Genomic DNA, 17,944 nt, shown 5'->3' with positions numbered 1-17,944 from the left:
CGCCCTTGTGGGGCCGCCGGTCGTTTTTCGTCTCCGTCAGCCGGAGACGACGCGGATCTTGCGCTCCAACCAGCGGGCCTCGGCGAGGGCTCCGGCGAGATCTCCATCGCTGCGATAGGGGCGGTCCGGAATGCGGCGATAGCGCAGGCCGAAGGTGGTGGCGCCGGCCAGGGGCAAGGGCTCGATGGCCATCTCCTGGAGTGGCAGGCCGCTGGACTCCGGCGCCCTTTCTTCCTCCGGCGGCCGCACCGAGAAGCGCAGGCCGCCGCGCTCGATGGGCTCGCGCCAGTCGTTGCACACCGCCAGCGACAGCAGATCGGTGAGCTCGAGGATTCGGTAGTCCCGGCGCACGGTGATGGCATCCGCGCCGGAGCGCTGGGTCAGCTCTTTGCGCAGCTCATCCAGACGTTCGAAGAACGCCTCCCAGCCCTCGTGCTGGCGATGGTCCTCGTGCAGCCCGGAGGCGTGGTGGGCGATGAGCAGCGAGGCGTAGGCATGCTCGTCGGCGAAGCGCTGCACTCCCCGTAGCCAGATTTCGAAGCGAATCTCCGTGGGGATGTCTAGAAAGCTGTAGGGATCGCCGCTCTCCGGATTGACCCACGGAGCCGAATCGGTTTCCCGCCAGCCGTTGTCGTGCTCGCGAATACCGAAGAGAATCTCCTCTCGCCGCGGGTTGTCGGGAAGCTCGTCGTCGCGCCACAAGCCGGCCAGCTGTCCGGAAAAGAAGGCATGGTCGGTCTGAGTGGTGACCACCAGGTCGCCGTCCTGTCGGAAGAAAATCATGGGGATGATCCTATCGCTTCCTCAGGGCACGAAGCGATAGCCGACCCCGCGCACGTTGCGGATGAAGCGGGGGCGCCAGGAGTTCTCCTCGAAGGCCTTGCGCAGGGTCACGATGACGTTGTCCACCACCCTCGTGTTGGGATGGTTGGGCAGGTCCCAGACTTCCGTCAGCAACTCGCGGCGGCTGATCACCTGGCTCGGCCGTTCGGCGAACATCTTCATGACCGCCAGCTCCTTGCGGGAGAGCTCCCGGATGCCCTGGCGGGTCTTTGCTTGCCAGGTGCGAAAGTCGACCCAGAAGTTACCGAAATCCAGGCGCTCCACCTGATCGTCGGTGTCGCCGTCCGTCGCCGTCCACTGCTTGCGGCGGAGCAACACCTCCACCCGGGCCAGCAGCTCCGCCAGGTCGAAGGGTTTGGTCACATAGTCGTCGGCGCCGGTCTTGAGGCCGTAGACCACATCGTCCGGCTGGCTGCGGGCGGTGAGCATGAGCACCGGGGTGAAGTCCTCCCGCCGGCGCAGCTCGGTGCACACCGCGAAGCCGTCCATCTCCGGCAGCCGCACGTCCAGGAGGATCAGGTCGTAGTGTTCCTGCTCCGCGCGCTCCAGAGCGTCGGCGCCGTCCCCGGTGACGTCCACCCGATAGCCTTTGCGCTGAAGGTTGAACTCCAGCCCTTGGGCGATGGCCTCCTCGTCCTCTACCACCAGGATGCGCGGGCTGTCCTGCTTCTCCTCCATCTCGGTCCTCCTACCTCGCTGCCTCTGCTTCGTTCTTCAGGTTCGAGGCTGTTGGGGCGGACGCCGCCACCTGGGGCAGCACGACCTCGAAGCGCACCCCGGGGCGTCCTTCCGGCGATTCCGCCTTGATGGTGCCGTTCATCTCCCGCACCAATCCCTGGGTGATGGCCAGCCCAAGGCCGGTGCCCCGGCGCCGGCCGCGGATCTCTCGGCCGATTTGGTAGAAGCGGTCGAAGACCCGCCGCAGCTCGCTCTTGGGGATGCCGATGCCGTCGTCCTCCACCGCCAGGACGACGGTTCGCCGCGGGCCGTCCTGAGCCAGCAGGCGGATTTCGCCGCCGTGGGAGGAGAAGCTGGCGGCGTTCTCCAGCAGGTTGTCGAGAATGCGGTAGAGGGCATCCTCGGTGGCCAAGACCCAGGCGTCGGTGTCGATGCTCGGGGAGAAGGTCAGTCCCTGGCTCTGGATGCGTTCGCGCACCTCCTCCAGGTGGCCTTCGAGGAACGGCCGCAGCTCCAGGGGCTCGAGGCGCAGGCGATCGCGCCGGGCCTGCAGCCGCGAGGTCTCCAGCACGTTGTCCACCAGCCCTTCCATGCGCACCGCCTGCTGCTCGATGTAGCCCAGGAAGCGCTCCTGCTCCGCCCGGTCGATGTCGCTTTGCAGCAGAGTCTGGGCGTGCAGGCGAATGGCCGCCAGCGGCGATTTGAGCTCGTGGGTGATGCTGGCGACGAAATCGTCCTGCTTGGCGGAGTAGCGGCGCGCCGACAAGGTCTGCGCCAGTTGGTGGGTGAGGCCGGCGATGACCAGGGCGAAGAGCAGGCAGCCGGCGGCGAGGATCCACCAGTGGAAATTCTCCTGGCTCACCCCGACCCCTGCCGCCAGCTCGTTGATCCGCGCCTGGGCGCGCAATACGTAGATCACCCACATCACCAGCAGCAGGGTGGTGAAGAGCAGCGAGACGGTATAGCTGAGAACGATGTAGAGGGAGCTTCGGCGGCCCATGATCATTCGTCATCCTACCGTGGATCCCCACCACTTCAGGCCTCAAGGGAGGATCAAAGCACAGACGAGAGGCCGCCGCGAAGCTTTCCGATGACACTTCTCTGACACTTCCCCCGCCTCGCCGCCCCATCCTGACCGCATCCTGACAGCGCCACGGCGCTCTGGCGCGGATAATCAAAGTCCGCTGTTGCACCGAATGTTGTATCGACCATTCATTCCTTCGAGAGGTCTGTTCCATGGCCCGAGCTGCTGATTTCTCCGACTCCGCCGACCGCCCCCTGAGCCCTATGGGTTGGGTCAACGCCGCCGGCTTTCTCGCAATCCACCTCGGCTGCATCGCCGCCTTCTTCCTGCCCTTCTCCTGGAGCCTGGTGGGCCTGGCGGTGGCGCTCTATCTGGTCCGGATGTTCGCCATCACCGCCGGCTATCACCGCTATTTCTCCCACCGCAGCTTCAAGACCAGCCGTGTCTTCCAGACGGTGTTGGCGGTGCTCGGCCTGCTGTCGATCCAGAAGGGACCTCTCTGGTGGGCCGCCCACCACCGCCACCATCACCGCCACAGCGACCAGCCGGAGGATCTCCATTCCCCGCACCAGGACGGCCTGTATTGGTCCCACCTGGGGTGGATTCTGAGCGGCGACTATGAGGCCACCGACACGAAGCGCATCGCCGATTTCGCCAAATACCCGGAGCTGCGCTGGCTCGACCGCTACCACCAGGTACCGGCGCTGGTCATGGGCGCCCTGCTGCTGGCCTTCGGTGGCCTGCCGGCTTTCGTGTGGGGCTTCTGCATCTCCACCGTCGCCACCTGGCACGCCACCTTCGCCATCAACAGCCTCACCCACCTCATCGGCAAGCGCCGCTACGCCACCACCGATGACAGCCGCAACAATTTCGTCCTCGCCCTCCTCACCCTCGGCGAGGGCTGGCACAACAACCACCACTACTACAAGTCGTCGGTGCGCCAGGGCTTCTATTGGTGGGAGGTGGACATCTCCTACTACGTCCTCAAGGCCCTTTCCGCCGTGGGCATTGTGTGGGACCTCAAAACCCCACCCCGCCACATTGTCGAAGGCAACCGCCTCGACCGCCCTGCGGAGCCCACCTCCGCCGACGTCACCGAGCTCGCCCCGGCGGACGAGTCGGAGGTGCGGGCGGCCTAGTAGCAACCCTCCCCGGGCCGCAGCAAGAAACCTGGTTGGGGCTCGCTCGGGCCTCGGCGCTGCTGGCCGCCGCAAGACTTCGAGCCGCGGCGGCGCGCGGAAAACTCACTTCGTTCAGACAGTTCCGCGCGTTTCCCTGCCGCGGCTCGCGCTTGCGGCGGGCGCCTCGGAGTCCTCGCTCACTTCCAACCAGGTCCCGAGCTGCTCCCAGGCTGCTGCCGCGAAACCACGTAGACTAGCCCCATGCGCATCATCTCCCTCTGTCCGAGCCTCACCGAGCTGGTCTTCGATCTGGGGGCTGGTGAGGAGGTGGTGGGGCGGACGCGGTACTGCATTGAGCCCAAGGGCGTCGTGGAGTCGGTGCCGGTGCTGGGTGGGACGAAGAATCCCAAGGTGGAGGAGGTCGTTCGGTTGGCGCCGGACCTGGTCTTGCTCAACGAGGAAGAGAACCGCCGCGAGGACGCCGAGGCGCTCATCGAAGCGGGACTCACCTGCCGGAGCTACCTGCCCCAGACCGTCGAAGACACTGCCGCCATGGTGTGCGATATCGGGGCGGCCGTGGGGCGTACCGAGGCCGGGGAGAGGATCGCTGGCGAGATCGAGGCGCGGGCAGAAGCGGCTCGGGAAGCGGCGAAGCGGGGGCCGGAGGTTTCCTGGGCCTATCTGATCTGGCGCAAGCCCTGGATGGCTGCCGGGGGCGACACGTTTGTTGACGCTCTGCTGACCCTGCCCGGTGGCCGCAACGTTTTCGGTACCCACGAAGAGCGCTACCCGGCGGTCACCGCCGAGGAGCTTCGCACCGCCGATCCGCAACGCATCTGGCTCTCCTCCGAACCCTTCCCCTTCGAGAACAAGCACATCGACGAGATCGCCTCCGCCACCGGCCTGCCGCCCTCCCGCTTTCGCCTGGTGGACGGCCAGGATCTCTCCTGGCACGGCTCCCGCACCCGGCGGGGCATCGACTACGCGGTGGAGCTGCTGGAGGAGGCGCGGAAAGAGCTGGCGCCGGCGAGCCCTAGCTGACGCGACTCACTCCCAAGGCCGCGACACGATACAAGCGTTGATGCCGCCGATGCCGCTGGAGAGCTTGCCCACCGGCCCCGGCGGGGCCGCGCAGGCTTGGTCGAAGACGAAGTGGCGGTGGACCTCGGCGATGGCGGGGTTGAGCTCGTCCTCCGTCAGCGGGGTGGGGTAGAGCTGGCCGCGTTGGTAACCGAGATATTGGGCGGTGAGCTCCCAGCCGCCGCCAGCGGCCATGCCGTGACCGAAGGTGCCCTTGCGGGCGGTGACCAGCACGCTCTCCGGCAGCACACCGCGGAGGGTGGAGATCTCCTGGAAGTCGCCGGGGGTGGCGGTGGCGTGGAGGTCCCAGGAGGCGATGTCCTCCGGCGCCACGTGGGCGCCGGCGAGGGCCTGACGGAGGGCTTCCGTGGGACCTTCCTGGGACGGGGTGATGATGTGGTCCGCGTCGGCGCTGACGCCGGCGGCCAGTAGCTCCATCCCCAGGGGCTTGAAGCCGCGGGCGGTCATGTGGTCATAGTCACCGACAATCCACACCACCGCGCCGCCAGCGACGTGGGTGCCTCGTAGGCCGCCCAGGGGCTTGGACACGGCGCCGTCGGCGTTGATTACCCGGCCGGCGTAGAAGGCGCCGACGATGAGCGGGTGGGGTGGCGGATCGGTGGCGCCCACCACCACCGCCTTGGCCTCGCCGCGGCGGATGGTGTCCATGGCCAGCTTGAGGCCGACGCCGAAGGTGGAACACGCCGCCACCGGGGCGAAGGCCAAACCGGTGATGCGGCCGAGCATGGAGATCTGGGAGGCCGGCGTGTTGTGAATATTCCAGATCACGTTGGCGCTGACCTGCCGCCACGGGGGCTCCGGAGCCTCCCAGCGCTTCTGCAGCCGGCTTTGGCGGCGCCGCTTCTCCCGCATCAGGCGGATCTTCCCCGCCTCCACATCCCCTTCCACGGAGAGGGATTCGATCTCCCCCAGCTCCGTCAGATACTCCCCTAGCTCGGTCGAGCGATCGGCCCAGAACGCCCACCAGGCGTCTTCCGCCAGGTCTCGCTCTTCCACCGGCGCCTGCTCCGGGTCGGCGGGGATTTCCTGGTCGTCCGGCGGCGTGCCGTGGGCGAGGAAGTCTCGCAGCGCCGGATTGCGCTCCGGCTGAGCCCAGAAGCGATTCCAGCTCCGCTGGGCACGGTGGAGGGTGAGGGAGGCGTCGTGGATGGTGGCGATATTGCCGATGCCGGTGCCGACGTAGACGTGGGCGGCGGTGCCCAGGCGGGTCAGCTCGTCCTCGATGCCCGGGTTCTGACTCAACGCCTGGATGAAGCTGGCCAGTGCGTATTTGGTCGGCCGGTCCATCTTCTCGTCCAGCTGAGGAAAGCGGTTCGGCTTGAACCGCTCGTCGACCCAGGGGCGATAGTCGCGGAAGCGCAGCTCCGGCTGGCCGACGAGGAAGTTGTCCCGGCCGAACCCGTTGAACGGGCCGAGCCAGCTCTCGCTGCTTTCCAGGTTGTGGGCGAAGGTGTCGATATCCGGTGATCGGGGCGCGACGACACCCCATCCGAAGACTCCGATTCTGGTCAACGGGCTCCTCCTCGCTGAGGTTTCCCGGATTGTTACACATCCGATGCGGTAGCGCCGGGAGGGAGAGGCGGGTAGGGTTGCTGATCGATGGCTTGGGGTATGCTGATGAGGCCGGGTCCGGCGGCGGATGGGGCGCGCGATGCTGCCGCCCGTCCTCCCCGCACAGCTCGGGAACCCACCCATGCGAGGCGTAGAACAGATTCCGTGGCTATACGACGCCATGATGGCGATCTCCGAGTGGCGAGGTCTCGCCCGCTGGCGAGCCTGGGTCGCTGGAGGAGCCGGCGACCGGGTCCTGGAAGTCGGCTGTGGCAGCGGCCGGAATCTTCCCCACTACGACGCAGAGACTCGAGTCGTGGCCTTGGAGCCGGATTGGACCATGCTGCTGGTGGCACGGCGACGGGCTCCCGGGGCGGTCCTGGTGCTGGGCCGAGCCGAAGAGCTGCCTTTTGCCGAGGAGCACTTCGACACGGTGGTCAGCGCGCTGGTCTTCTGCAGTGTCGACGACCCCGACATCGCCCTGGCGGAGGTGGGGAGGGTGCTGCGGCCCGGCGGCGAGCTGCGAATGATGGAGCACGTGCGCTCCGAGCACCCGGTCCTCGGCAAGCTCCAGGATTGGTCTCAGCCGCTGTGGACCCGGGTTGCGGGAGGCTGTCGCCCCAATCGCTGCACCGAGGCATCGGTGGAGGCGGCGGGTTTCGTCATCACCTCCGACGGTCGCCGGCGCAGTGGCGTGATGCGGCGCTTTGCGGCTCGATGGGGCGGAAGCTCGGAGCCGGAGCCGGCCACGGAATCGGAGACCGCGAGTACCCCGGGGCCCTGAAGCCCAGCATTCTGAAGCCCGGCGGCCTGAAGCCCGGCGGCTTGAAGCCCGGCGACTGGGGCTGCAGATTCACAATTCTGCGACAGTCGGGCCGTGGGGTGGCGATGGTGGCGCGGGATGCTCGATACTGGACCTTTCAGGCCTTGGCCCAGAGAAAACCACGAGCCCAGAGAAATCCACCAGCCCAAGACTTCGACCTGGCCCAGCCTTCCGCCAACTCGCCCGGTGGCCCAACAACTGCGGAGATCCAACATCATGATGCGATGCCTTCGTTCTCGTCTTCTGCCCCTTGCGGCGTTGCTCTTGCCGCTGCTCCTGATCCCCCAGGGGGGGTGCGGTCAGCCGGAAGAGGAAAAGCCCGCTTCGGTGATCTTCATGATCGGTGACGGCATGGGGCCGGCAGCCATTGCCCTCGCGCGCTGGGCTCTCCTGGAGCCGGGGGAGCGGCTGACCCTTGAGCAGTTGCCGGAGGTCGGGTGGGTAACCACCTACTCCTCCAACAACGCCGTCACCGACAGCGCTGCTTCCGGGACCGCCATGGCGGCGGGGATCAAGACCGACAATCAGATGATCGGCATGACCCCCGACGAGCAGCCGGTGCGCACCATCGCCGACCTGGCCCAAGATCAGGGCTGGAAGGTGGGCTATGTCACCACCACCGAGATCACCCACGCCACGCCGGCGTCGTTTTACGGCTCGATCAAGAATCGCTACAAGCCGGAGGAGGTGGACAAGCTGGCGCCGCAGCTGCTGGAGCAAGGGCCGGATCTCATCCTCGCCGGCGGTTGGGCGGACTTCCTGCCCTACCGCAGCTACGGCAGCCGCCAGGACGATCGCAATCTGTTGGAGGAGTTCGAGGCTGCGGGCTATACCCTTTGGCAGGACCGCGAGGACCTGGAGGGTGAGCCCCCGGAGAAGCTCTTGGGGCTTCTGGCCGGAGGTCATATGCCCTACGAGCTGGACAACCAGCGGATACCCGAGGCGCTACGCTACCCGGACCTCCAGCGCCTCACGGAAGTGGCCCTGAAGGCCTTGGGCACCGGCGACCAGCCGTTCTTCCTGATGATCGAGGGCGGCCGCATCGACCACGCCGGTCACAGCTTCGACGCCGCCGGCGTCATCGCCGAGATGGCAGCTTTCGATCGGGCGGTGGAAGCGGTGATGGAGTACCAGAAGGAGCATCCGGAAACCCTGGTGCTGATCACCGCCGACCACGCCACCGGCGGGCTGGCGATCAACGACTTCGTCGACTGGGAAATGATCTCGCGGCAGTCCGCCTCGGTGGATTGGATGAAGGCTGACGTGCGGGACGAGGACGATCCCAAGGGGGCCGAGTACCTCGACGAGCTCTCCGGCTTCGATCAGTACCCGGAAGAAGAGGTGCCGCACTTTACCGAGGAAGAGGTGCTGGCCGTTCGCCTGGAGGGTGACAGCTACAATGCCGGCCGCATCCTCGGCCGTGCCTTGGGCGACCGCACCGGGGTCACCTGGTTGCCGCGGGTGGACGGGTTCAACACCGGCGGTCACACCGGAGAGGACGTGCCCATCTTCGCCGCCGGACCCGGCGCCGCATCCTTCGGCGGCAACCTGGACAATACCGACATCCCCAAGGTCCTCAGCCAACTGCTGGGCTGGCCGGAGCCGGGGGTGGCCTCCGGGACGGGCGAGCAGGCCTCCCAGGGCGCTTCGGAATAAGCTGGACTTCCCAGAAATGAAAAGCGCCCCGCCGCCGAAAGGCGACGGGGCAATGCACGCATCAAGGGAAAGGAACGAAGAGCCTTACGGCTGGTTCGTGCACAGCTCGTAGGTGCCGCTACCGCTGTAGGACACCACGCGCCAGCGGTAGGTACCGGAGCTGCCGCTGTAGGTCACCTGCTCGCTGGAATTGGAGCTCAGGCTGCTGTCCACGTTGGACCAGGAGCAGCTCCACCAGGAGCAGCTTTCCTTGTCCAGGTAGAGGTCCAGATCGGTGGCGGTTCCGGTGAGGATGCCGTCGATGGTGCCGCTGGCGGAACCCTGGGCCACCGTGATGCTCTGGCCGTTGGAGATGGAGCCGGTGTAGGAGGTGTAGCCGGAGGGGCAACCACCGCCGCCACCACCGCTGCCGGGGCAGTTGGGCACGCCCACGGCGCACCAGGCCTCATGCACCGCATCGACCTCGGAGGAGCTGCTGCCGTAGAGGTCCGCGGCGGCGTTGGCCGTGGCGGTCCGGGCGGCGGCGAAGTTCGAGCTCGAGCTCAGGTAGGTGGTCTGGGCGCGGTAGAAGATCTGCTCCGCCTTGGCCATGCCGATGCCCGGCACGGTGTTGGAGGTCTTGCCCCGCGGGTGGGTGCCGCCATCCACCAACAGCTGGAAGGCCAGGTTGGCGATACCGGAGTTGAGGTGCACGCCGCCGTTGTCGGAGGAGCCGGTGTAGCGCTCCGGATAGTAGTCGTAGGAGCTGCCGTCGTCGGTGGGATCGTCCATGTAGCGCAGCGCGTCACCGGAGATACCCGGGGTCCAGGTGTCCTCGCCGACCTTCCAGGTGTTGGAGTTGACACCACCGTCCAGCCACGCTTCGGCGGCGGCGGCGAAGATGTCCGAGAACGCCTCGTTGAGGGCGCCGGACTCGTTCTGGTAGATCAGATTGGACTCATAGTCGGTGACCGCGTGGGTGAGCTCGTGGGCCACCACGTCGAAGGCGTTGCCCAGGGGGCCGGAGTTGCTGCCGTCACCGTCGCCGTAGACCAGCTGAGAGCCGTTCCAGTAGGCGTTGACATAGCTGCTGCCATAGTGCGCCGTGGAGGTGATGGTGGCGCCGGAGCCGTTGAAGGAATCGCGGCCGAACTTGGTGTTGTAGTAGTCGTAGGCGTCGCTGGTGTTGTCGTGGATCGCCTGCTCGACGGAGTCGCTGCAGGTCTGGGTGTTGGTGCAGCGCAGGGTGCCCGGCAGCGAGCTGCCGTTGTTGGCGTCGTAGGTGCGCCAGCTCTTGGCGTGGATGATGGTGGGGTGACGGGTCACCAGGGCGCCGGAGGTGGCGTCGGCGAAGACCCAATCCTTCTGCGGGCCGACCTCGTTCTCGTAGGCGACCAGACCCTTCCAGGCCAGGTGAGCGCTCTCGCCGCGGCCGTCGAGAACGTAGGTGAGCTCGACGTCGCTGAGCAGCTCGGGCTCGACGATGCCGGCCTCGGCGAGGGCCTGCTTGAAGGCCACGCCGGCTTCTACCTTCGGCTCCGTGGCGAGGCCGTCGGCGGAGACGAACTTGCCGTTGACGGCAATGACCCGGTTGCTCTTGCGGTCGGCGTGGACGATCAGCTCGGCGCCCACCACCGGAAGGCCGTGGATGCTCTGCCGGACACGCACGTGCACCTGACCGAGATCGTCGCGGTAGACGCTCCGAGAGGCGAAGGTCTCGTCGCCGGTGGCGCGGAGGTTCTCGCCGGCGAAGCCGCGGAGAAAGTCGATGGCAGCGTCGCGCTTGGCGATGCCGGATTCCAGGACGCCCAGGTCGCCGGCCATGAAGGTCGGGACGCCGGCGGCGTCACGGTGCAGCACGCGCTCGTCTTGGGGCCCGTCACTGCCGGCGGCGAAGGCCGGAAGAGTACCGAGAATGAGAAGTAGAGCAAGGGTAACGAAATTGAATCGAGCCAATCGCATCAAAGAATGCCTCCAACAGAAAAAGAGAGAATCGCCGCGGAGCGGATTGCGCCGGCGGCAGCAAAATCCCAGGGCTCGAGAGGACCTTGGGGGTGGTGCTCGAGCTGATTTGGGGCCTTAACAGTGTTGGAGTGCGCCCTGGTGCCGAGGCCGGGACATAGGAAGACAGATTGACCTTGGTCGATTTGTGGCCCAGGGCATCAATTGTCTGTGTTTGTCGGCATGCGGCCTCGAGATTTGGCCACCCAAAATATATTTTGTTGTAAGCCCAGAGGGCCGACGGGCGGGGCGCTACTCTGGATCCACCAGCTGCCAGGCGGCGGCCACCGGCCGCTGGAGGCCTTCGAGGCGCTCTCTCGCCGCCTCGGAGACGGTGCGGTAGGGCTCGAGGTCGAGGGCGCCGGGGGCGCCGAGGTGGGTCCGCTGACGCCAGGCTTCCGCCGGGTCCCCGCTCACCGCACCAGCCGGATCTCCGGCGATGGCCTTGTAGGCACTGCGGAAGGGTTCGCCGGCGGCGACTCGCTGGTAGACGGCGTCGGTGGCGCCGATAGAGCGCTGCATCACCTGGCGGCAGCGCTCCCGATCGACGCGCAGGGTGTCGAGCACCGGCAGGATCGCCACCAGCACGTCCCCCACCCCCTGCATGCCTTCGAGGAACGGTTCCTTGGTCAGCTGCAGGTCGCGGTGATACCCCGACGGCAGGTGGCTGTAGACCGCCCCGATCTCCGCCTGGCGGCTGCGCAGCTTGGCGGCGCTGGCGCGGATCAGCTCCAGGACATCGGGGTTGCGCTTCTGGGGCATGATGCTCGAACCGGTGGTGACCCGGTCGTCGAGGCGGATGCAGCCCAGCTCCTCGCTAGAGAACCAGATCAGATCGTCTGCCAGTCGCCCCAAGTCGAGGGCGGCGGTAGCACCCGCTCCCAGGGCCAGAGACTCGCTCTTGCCGCGGTCGTTCTGCACCGCCAGGGTGTTGGCCTGCACTCGCTCGAAGCCCAGCAGCCGCGCCACCAGCGGGCGGTCCAGGGGTAGGGCGACGCCGTAGCCGGAGGCGCTGCCCAGGGGCGAGCGGTTGAGGTGATGGAAGGCGGTTTCCATCCAAGGGATGTCGTCCAGCAGGTTCTCGGCGTGGGCGGCGAAGAGAAAGCCGAGGGTCGAGGGCATGGCCTGGCGGGTGTGGGTATAGCCCGGCAGGCTGGTCTCTCCGTGCTCCTCCGCCAGCCGCAGCAGCCGGCGAACCACCTCGAGGGTGGCTTCGATCTGCTCCAGCACCTGCTCCCGACCCCACAAGCGCAGGGCGGCGATGACCTGGTCGTTGCGGCTGCGGCCGGTGTGGATGCGCCGGCCGGCATCCCCCAGCCGCTCGGTGAGGCGGTTCTCGATAGCCGTGTGGCCGTCCTCGTCGCCGGTGGAGATGGTGAAGCGGCCCTCCCGGGCGTCCTCGACGATGAGCCGCAGCTCCCGCCGCAGCCCCGCCAGCTCGTCGTTGGTGAGCACGCCGATACGGTGCAGCATCAGGGCGTGGGCGGTGGAGGCCAGAGCGTCGAAAGCCACCAGCCGCAGATCCAGCTCCGGATCGCGGCCGGTGGTGAAGCGCTCGATCCGCTCGTCGAGGCTTTGACCCCGGTCCCACAAACGGCTCAAGAGGTAGCTCCCTCCCTCGGCTCGGAATGCGCCGTCTCCGAATCTCCCGGCGCCGATCCCTCCGGCACGGAGTCACCGTGTTCGACGATGACGTTGTGGGCCTTGAGGCGCAGGGCGTTCAGGCGAATGAAGCCGCGGGCGTCGGTCTGGTCGTAGCCGCCTTCGACGTCCATGGAAGACAGCTCCTGGTCGTAGAGGGAGCTGGTGGACACCCGGCCCAGGGCCTGCAGGCCGCCCTTGTAAAGCATCACTCGCACGCGGCCGTCGATGAGGCTCTCGGCCTGGGCGAAGGCGGCGCGGATGAAGTCCATTTCCGGGCTGAACCAGAAGCCGTTGTAGATCAGCTGGGTGAATTTGGGCGACAGGCTGTCGCGCAGTCGCAGCACTTCCCGGTCCATGGCGATGCCTTCGAGGTCGCGCAAGGCGAAGTGCAGCACCGTCCCCGCCGGGGTCTCGTAGACGCCGCGGGATTTGATCCCCACGAAGCGGTTCTCCACCAGGTCGACCCGGCCGATGCCGTGCTCGCCGGCCACCCCATTGAGATAGTGGTAGAGGTCCAGCGGCTCGTGGTGGCGCTCGCCGGAGTCCAGGTCGGTGACCGCCGTGGGAATCGCGTCCTTGAACTCGATCTCCAGGCGCACCGGCTGGTCCGGCGCGTCCAGGGGCGAACGGGTGAGCTTGAACATATCCTCCGGCGGCTCGACGAAAGGATCCTCCAGAATGCCCGCCTCGTAGCTCCGGTGCATGAGATTCTCGTCCGTGCTGTAGGGCTTCTGGGCGCTGGCCTCCACCTCGATGCCCTGCTCCTCGGCGAAGCGCAGCAGATCCGTTCTGCCCTGGAAGCGGTTGAGGAACTCCCGTTCCTTCCACGGAGAGATGACCTCCAGCTGCGGTGCCAGGGCGGCAAAGGCGAGCTCGAAGCGCACCTGATCGTTGCCCTTGCCGGTGGCGCCGTGGGCGACGGCGGTGGCACCGGTCTCCAGGGCGATCTCCACCTGCCGCTTGGCGATCAGGGGGCGCGCCAGGGCGGTGCCCAGCAGGTAGCGGTTCTCGTAGATGGCATTGCCGGCAATGGCCGGGAAGATGTAGTCGCTGACGAACTCCGCCTTCAGGTCTTCCACCCGCACGTCCACCGCGCCGGCGGCGCGGGCGCGCTGCTTGACCAGGTCGAAGTCCTCCTGCTGGCCGACGTCGGCGACATAGGCCACCACGTCGTAGCCGCGTTGCTGGAGAACGGCGAGGATGCAGGCGGTGTCGAGGCCGCCACTGTAGGCCAGAACGACTTTCTTGGCTGAGGATGAATTGCTCGCGCTCATCGGTCACTCCTAGGATTGGATCTCAGGCGATAAGGATCTCAGGATCCGGGAAACTCAATATGGGAATCTCAGGGCATGGGAATCTGCGGCATGGGAGGAAACTCGCGGTGGGGGAGCCTGTCAAGCCCTTGATTATCGAGCCATGCGGGGCCCAGGGCAAGCCCCGGGAGCCAACGGTCGTGTCCTAACTCTCTGTTGGTGGTTCCCGGGGTGACCAGACGGCGGTAGGTTGGCAGGGAGGGAGCGGGAGCACCGCTCCAGACCTACCAAAGCGGCCCCGACGAAGGCTGGTCCCGACGTCGAGGCCTGAGCCGACCATGGAGTGACCCATGACCGACCTGCCGCAATCCTACCCCGACGCCTGGACCGAGGCCCCGTTCCGGGAGCTCTTCCTTCACCTGCTGCCGCCCGAGGACGCCGAAGCCTTCCGGCGCGTTGGTGAGCTGATCTACCTTATGACGCTGGAGCACAGCTCCCATTGGCCGAATCCGGCGGAGGGAGGCACCCGGGCTGAGCTGCGGGCCATCGTGGGCGATCTCCGGTTCCTGGAAGGCTTCCTCCGCCTCAGCATCGCTCCCGAGGGCGAAGGGCTTCATGAAGACGACCCCGGGGCACGACTGCCGGCCCTCGCGTCGTCCTGGGCGTTAGAGCTGGAGGATCTCGCCCACCGCGTCGAATCGGAGCTTGGCCAGTGACGCGGATGAAGGTTTTCGCCTACACCGTCCGCGCCAGCCCGAATCAGCGGGCGCGGTGGTGGTATTGGGCCAACCGAGACGGCTATAGCGTGCTCGGCCGATGGCTCGAGGATGTAGCGGACGCCGCAGTTCGCCAGCTGGAGACCGAGCACGGCTACCGAAACCCTCCCACCTGACCTGCTAGAATCCCACCTGTAGAAAGCGCAGCTAGGCTGATCACTGAACGCCGGGGACCCCACCCCCGGCCCGCTGCGCCCTACCTTTCCTTCCTGTGGGGCACCTGGTGGGAGGTGCTGTGGCGGACTGGCGGAACCCGGAAGACTACACATACACCCAAGGCCTCACTCTGCATCAATGGGCCTGGGAGTTCCTGCGCCGCAATTCCGACTATCGGGACGACTGGAGAGCCTTTGAAGCTCTAGAAGACCCGATCATGCACACGGCTGAGCAATCCTCGGTCTACCGTTCGGCCAGCAGGAAATGGGGGCTTGCGTATCCCGTAGACCCCTCCCTCAACGCCACGGAAGCAGACGTACACTTTGCGCAAGCCGTCAATCATCTAGGCCTTGTCTATGGCTATGCGTCCGATGGCAACGAGCTGGTCACTGTGCTCGAATTTGACCTAGAAAAGCCAATAAGTCCGCAAGTTCAGATCGCCGAGAAGTACCTATTGCAGCAGCAGGGGGAGTACGCTGCCAGCGGTCGCATCCACCCCGCAGCTTCGAAGTCAAGGCCGCATCAGCAGCGGCACCTATATCCGGTGTATATCCGGCTTCTTGATGGTCATCTGGAGGGAGTCGGGACTCGCAAGATGGGTGACCTTCTGTTTGCCGAGTCACCTGACCCGAGGCAGCGTGCAAGAGATGGACTCCGCTCAGCGAAGAAACTAGCCACCTCCAGCTATCGAGATCTGCTCTTGTTCCTGGACGAATGAACAGGGGGAAGCAGGCCGGCTCCCCGTGTCCCCCGGGGGAAACGGCAGAACATAGCCCTTCCCCCGGATGCAACGGAGAATTCTCCGTCCCTCCCTTCCTCTAGTCGCCCAGGCTACTGAAAATGAAATCGCCGCCCAGGGAGTAGTGATCCCGAGACGGCGATGACCGGCGCAGGGCCGGGCCTCCTAATGGTACGGAGACTCTAATCCTAGCGAGTAGGGACCCCTGCGTCTAGATCTAGACGGAGGAGGTTTCGATGTCTCCAGGAGGTGAACGGGAGCGCGTGCAGCGTTGGCGCCGATGGGCGCCGCTGCTGGCGCGTTCCCTGATATCGGCCCGCCGGTGGGTGGCGGTCCGATCCCGCGCCCTCCGGCTATCCCTTCCCCAGCTCGTCCCGAGCTGCTCTCAGCAGTACCAGTCGCAGCCAGTCCGAGAGGCTGACGCCGGCATGCTCGGCTGCCTCTCGAATCAGCTCATCGTGTTCGGGGAGTAGGCGCACCCTCATGGACGCGCTGTGGTTCCTCTTCTCTTGGGTCGCTTTTGCCATGCCCAGATTGTAGCCCCATAGGGGCAACATTTTCAACCGCTACCCCTTGATTTTGTATGCCCATTGGGACTACAATCTAGAAAGTCGAGGGCAACACAGATGAGCGCCACCAACAACCCCAACCCACTCTGCACCTGCCGCGGTGCGTCCATCAAGTGGGGCAAGGACGAGAACGGACACCAGCGCTACCGCTGCAAGCAGTGCGGTTCAACCTTCGCGCAGCGTCCCGCCCGTCCCTTGGGAAACCATCGCATCCCGATGGAGCGGGCCATCCTGGTTCTGAATCTGTTGGTCGAGGGCTCCAGCATCCGCGCTATCGAGCGGATCACCGGCACCCACCGTGACACCGTCTGCCGGCTGCTGCGGACCGTTGGCGACCGCTGCGCCGAGCTACTGGATCGACTGGTGGTAGATGTCGAGGTCGAGGATGTGCAGGCGGACGAGATCTGGGGCTTCGTCGGCATGAAGCAGAAGACCAAGACTCAGAAGCAGATCCAGGACCCGACGATTGGCGATTCCTGGTGCTGGACTGCCGTTGACCGCGAGAGCAAGCTAGTTCTGGCTCACCACCTGGGTCAGCGCACAGCGGCTCACGCCGACGTCTTCATGGAGAAGGTAGCCAAGTCCACCGCCGGCCGCTTCCAGCTTTCAACGGACGGGCTGGAGAGCTACCCCAACGCGGTTGACTTCAACCTCGGCTCCCGCGCCGACTACGGACAGATCATCAAGCAGTACGGCTCCACCACCAAGGAAGACCAGCGCCGGTACAGCCCGGCGTCGATAATAGGGATCGAGAAGCGCTCCATTCACGGCGCGCCCGATGAGGACCGGATCTGCACCAGCCACGTGGAGCGGAACAACCTCACCATCCGGACCCACATGAAGCGGATGACCCGGTTGACCTGCGCTTTCTCCAAGAAGTGGGAAAACCTGCGGGCTGCCTTCGCGCTTCACTTCGCGGCGCACAACTTCATCAAGTTCCACCGCTCGATCCGGATGACTCCGGCGATGAAGGCGGGGGTTGTATCGAAGCCTTGGAAGATGGCGGACCTGCTGGCGGCAAGCTAGGCGAGCTGCTGCAACTCTCGCTTGGCGCAGTCTTGGATACCGAAGAGCCGGACCAAGCTTTTGACATGCCCTAGCTCAATCTCGGGGTTTGTTCTGCCGTGCTTCCCTTGCGGAAACCGATAATAGGTCTTTCCATTCCAGCGGATGACCCAGTTATGGTCGCGCTCTTCCCGCTTGTAGCCGGGGGCACACTTCCTCAGCATCTTCCAGACCTTATTGAGGCGAACCTGCCCCCGCGTCGCCATTGAGACTAAGCCGCCAGCTCTTCTCTAGGTACTCGCGTCTTGGCTGGGCGTGCTTCCTGCTTGAACTCTCGCACCTCAAGGCGTATTTGATCCTCCGAGAAAGGGTGCTTTTGCAGTCCTTCCTTTTCTAATCTCCGCTCGCGGACCTCGGTCCGGGCAGCCTCCCACTCGCGGTCAAGCGCCTCGGTTGACTCCCAGAAGAACTGCGCGACCTGCTCCTGAAAGTCTTTGAAACCTGTCGCTACGCTGGCGATATCCTCGAGAACCGAGACATAGCCGCGCCGGAAGTCGGACATGGCCTCGCGGGCCGTCACGCCCCCACCCGCGATCCCGCCTGGGTTCAGACCGTACATCCAGGCGCTGTCCTCCTCTTCCTCCAGGAGCGCCCTTCCGAAAATTTCCACCCCTGCTATGAACCCAGAGCCGGGTACGAGATCTCGGTAAGCGAATAACAACGGGTAAGTCTTCATGGTAGCTGCTCCAGTCTTGCGGCGGACTGCCCAACCCATGGGGCGCCTGTCCGTTGCGGACACTTGTCCATTACGGACATTTGGACACTTGTCCATTATGTACATTCCTGGCCACGTCCGCAACGAAACGGAGGGACCGCTAGGTCCGCATCCTTCGTGCGGGTTGGCCGTCTACCGCACCAACAGCCCATTAGGACACCACCGAGCCAACTTCACAGGATCGCTTCTTTCTGGAAAGCCCGCGCCTTCTAGGAGAGCAAGGCTTCCAGGTCTTCGCGGCTGAGATTCT

The 17,944-nt window shown here is 65.7% G+C and carries 16 protein-coding genes; 8 read left to right on the top strand and 8 right to left on the bottom strand.

The window, feature by feature from the left end; translation table 11 throughout:
• Positions 1 to 36: 36 nt before the first annotated feature.
• Genes SX243_00080 through SX243_00070 form a run of 3 tightly spaced genes read right to left on the bottom strand, consistent with a single transcriptional unit; the run spans position 37 to position 2,521 of the window.
• Positions 37 to 783, bottom strand: coding sequence for a DUF3891 family protein (locus tag SX243_00080; protein MDY7091344.1), 747 nt, complete (start codon positions 781 to 783; stop codon positions 37 to 39).
• A gap of 21 nt (positions 784 to 804) precedes the next feature.
• Positions 805 to 1,521: a response regulator transcription factor gene (locus tag SX243_00075; protein MDY7091343.1), complete on the bottom strand. Its 717-nt coding sequence runs from the start codon at positions 1,519 to 1,521 to the stop codon at positions 805 to 807.
• A gap of 10 nt (positions 1,522 to 1,531) precedes the next feature.
• A complete protein-coding gene (locus tag SX243_00070; GenBank protein MDY7091342.1) occupies positions 1,532 to 2,521 on the bottom strand; it encodes a HAMP domain-containing sensor histidine kinase in 990 nt (329 codons plus the stop codon).
• Between the two features lie 236 nt (positions 2,522 to 2,757).
• On the opposite strand from SX243_00070, the gene SX243_00065 reads away from it, so the two are divergent.
• Both SX243_00065 and SX243_00060 read left to right on the top strand, forming a co-directional pair.
• The gene (locus SX243_00065; GenBank protein ID MDY7091341.1) at positions 2,758 to 3,684 is read left to right on the top strand and encodes a fatty acid desaturase; all 927 of its coding nucleotides are present in this window, start codon (positions 2,758 to 2,760) and stop codon (positions 3,682 to 3,684) included.
• A 243-nt stretch (positions 3,685 to 3,927) separates the two neighbouring features.
• A complete protein-coding gene (locus SX243_00060) occupies positions 3,928 to 4,707 on the top strand; it encodes a helical backbone metal receptor (GenBank protein MDY7091340.1) in 780 nt (259 codons plus the stop codon).
• A 6-nt stretch (positions 4,708 to 4,713) separates the two neighbouring features.
• On the opposite strand, the gene SX243_00055 is transcribed toward SX243_00060, so the two are convergent.
• On the bottom strand, positions 4,714 to 6,279 hold the full coding sequence (locus SX243_00055; GenBank protein MDY7091339.1) for a beta-ketoacyl synthase N-terminal-like domain-containing protein: 1,566 nt from the start codon (positions 6,277 to 6,279) through the stop codon (positions 4,714 to 4,716).
• A gap of 181 nt (positions 6,280 to 6,460) precedes the next feature.
• Here SX243_00055 and SX243_00050 point away from each other — a divergent pair, with 181 nt between their 5' ends.
• Together SX243_00050 and SX243_00045 are read left to right on the top strand one after the other, a co-directional pair.
• Entirely contained in the window at positions 6,461 to 7,102 is a 642-nt protein-coding gene (locus SX243_00050) for a class I SAM-dependent methyltransferase (GenBank protein MDY7091338.1), read from the top strand.
• Positions 7,103 to 7,357: 255 nt separating this feature from the next.
• Positions 7,358 to 8,797: an alkaline phosphatase gene (locus SX243_00045; protein MDY7091337.1), complete on the top strand. Its 1,440-nt coding sequence runs from the start codon at positions 7,358 to 7,360 to the stop codon at positions 8,795 to 8,797.
• Positions 8,798 to 8,881: 84 nt separating this feature from the next.
• On the opposite strand, the gene SX243_00040 is transcribed toward SX243_00045, so the two are convergent.
• The 3 genes from SX243_00040 to SX243_00030 all read right to left on the bottom strand — a co-directional run bounded on the left by SX243_00040 (position 8,882) and on the right by SX243_00030 (position 13,695).
• Entirely contained in the window at positions 8,882 to 10,738 is a 1,857-nt protein-coding gene (locus SX243_00040; protein MDY7091336.1) for a M4 family metallopeptidase, read from the bottom strand.
• Positions 10,739 to 11,029: 291 nt separating this feature from the next.
• Positions 11,030 to 12,379: an argininosuccinate lyase gene (gene argH / locus SX243_00035; GenBank protein MDY7091335.1), complete on the bottom strand. Its 1,350-nt coding sequence runs from the start codon at positions 12,377 to 12,379 to the stop codon at positions 11,030 to 11,032.
• Positions 12,376 to 13,695, bottom strand: coding sequence for an argininosuccinate synthase (locus tag SX243_00030; protein MDY7091334.1), 1,320 nt, complete (start codon positions 13,693 to 13,695; stop codon positions 12,376 to 12,378). The genes argH and SX243_00030 overlap by 4 nt, the downstream gene beginning before the upstream one ends.
• A gap of 329 nt (positions 13,696 to 14,024) precedes the next feature.
• On the opposite strand from SX243_00030, the gene SX243_00025 reads away from it, so the two are divergent.
• From SX243_00025 to SX243_00010, 4 genes are all read left to right on the top strand, one after another.
• The gene (locus tag SX243_00025) at positions 14,025 to 14,390 is read left to right on the top strand and encodes a hypothetical protein (protein MDY7091333.1); all 366 of its coding nucleotides are present in this window, start codon (positions 14,025 to 14,027) and stop codon (positions 14,388 to 14,390) included.
• Positions 14,387 to 14,566 (top strand): hypothetical protein, encoded by a 180-nt coding sequence (locus SX243_00020; GenBank protein MDY7091332.1) that lies wholly within the window; start codon positions 14,387 to 14,389, stop codon positions 14,564 to 14,566. The genes SX243_00025 and SX243_00020 overlap by 4 nt, the downstream gene beginning before the upstream one ends.
• Positions 14,567 to 14,685: 119 nt before the next feature.
• Positions 14,686 to 15,324, top strand: coding sequence for a DUF6499 domain-containing protein (locus SX243_00015; GenBank protein ID MDY7091331.1), 639 nt, complete (start codon positions 14,686 to 14,688; stop codon positions 15,322 to 15,324).
• A 647-nt stretch (positions 15,325 to 15,971) separates the two neighbouring features.
• Entirely contained in the window at positions 15,972 to 16,940 is a 969-nt protein-coding gene (locus tag SX243_00010) for an IS1 family transposase (GenBank protein MDY7091330.1), read from the top strand.
• Positions 16,941 to 17,190: 250 nt separating this feature from the next.
• Here the strand turns inward: SX243_00010 and SX243_00005 are convergent, their stop codons facing one another.
• Positions 17,191 to 17,655 carry a hypothetical protein gene (locus SX243_00005; GenBank protein MDY7091329.1) on the bottom strand — a complete coding sequence of 155 codons (465 nt, stop codon included), beginning with the start codon at positions 17,653 to 17,655 and terminating at the stop codon, positions 17,191 to 17,193.
• Positions 17,656 to 17,944: the final 289 nt, after the last annotated feature.

Source organism: Acidobacteriota bacterium, assembly GCA_034211275.1.
Taxonomy (GTDB): Bacteria; Acidobacteriota; Thermoanaerobaculia; order Multivoradales; family JAHZIX01; genus JAGQSE01.
This window is presented reverse-complemented; position numbering and strand designations above follow the sequence as displayed.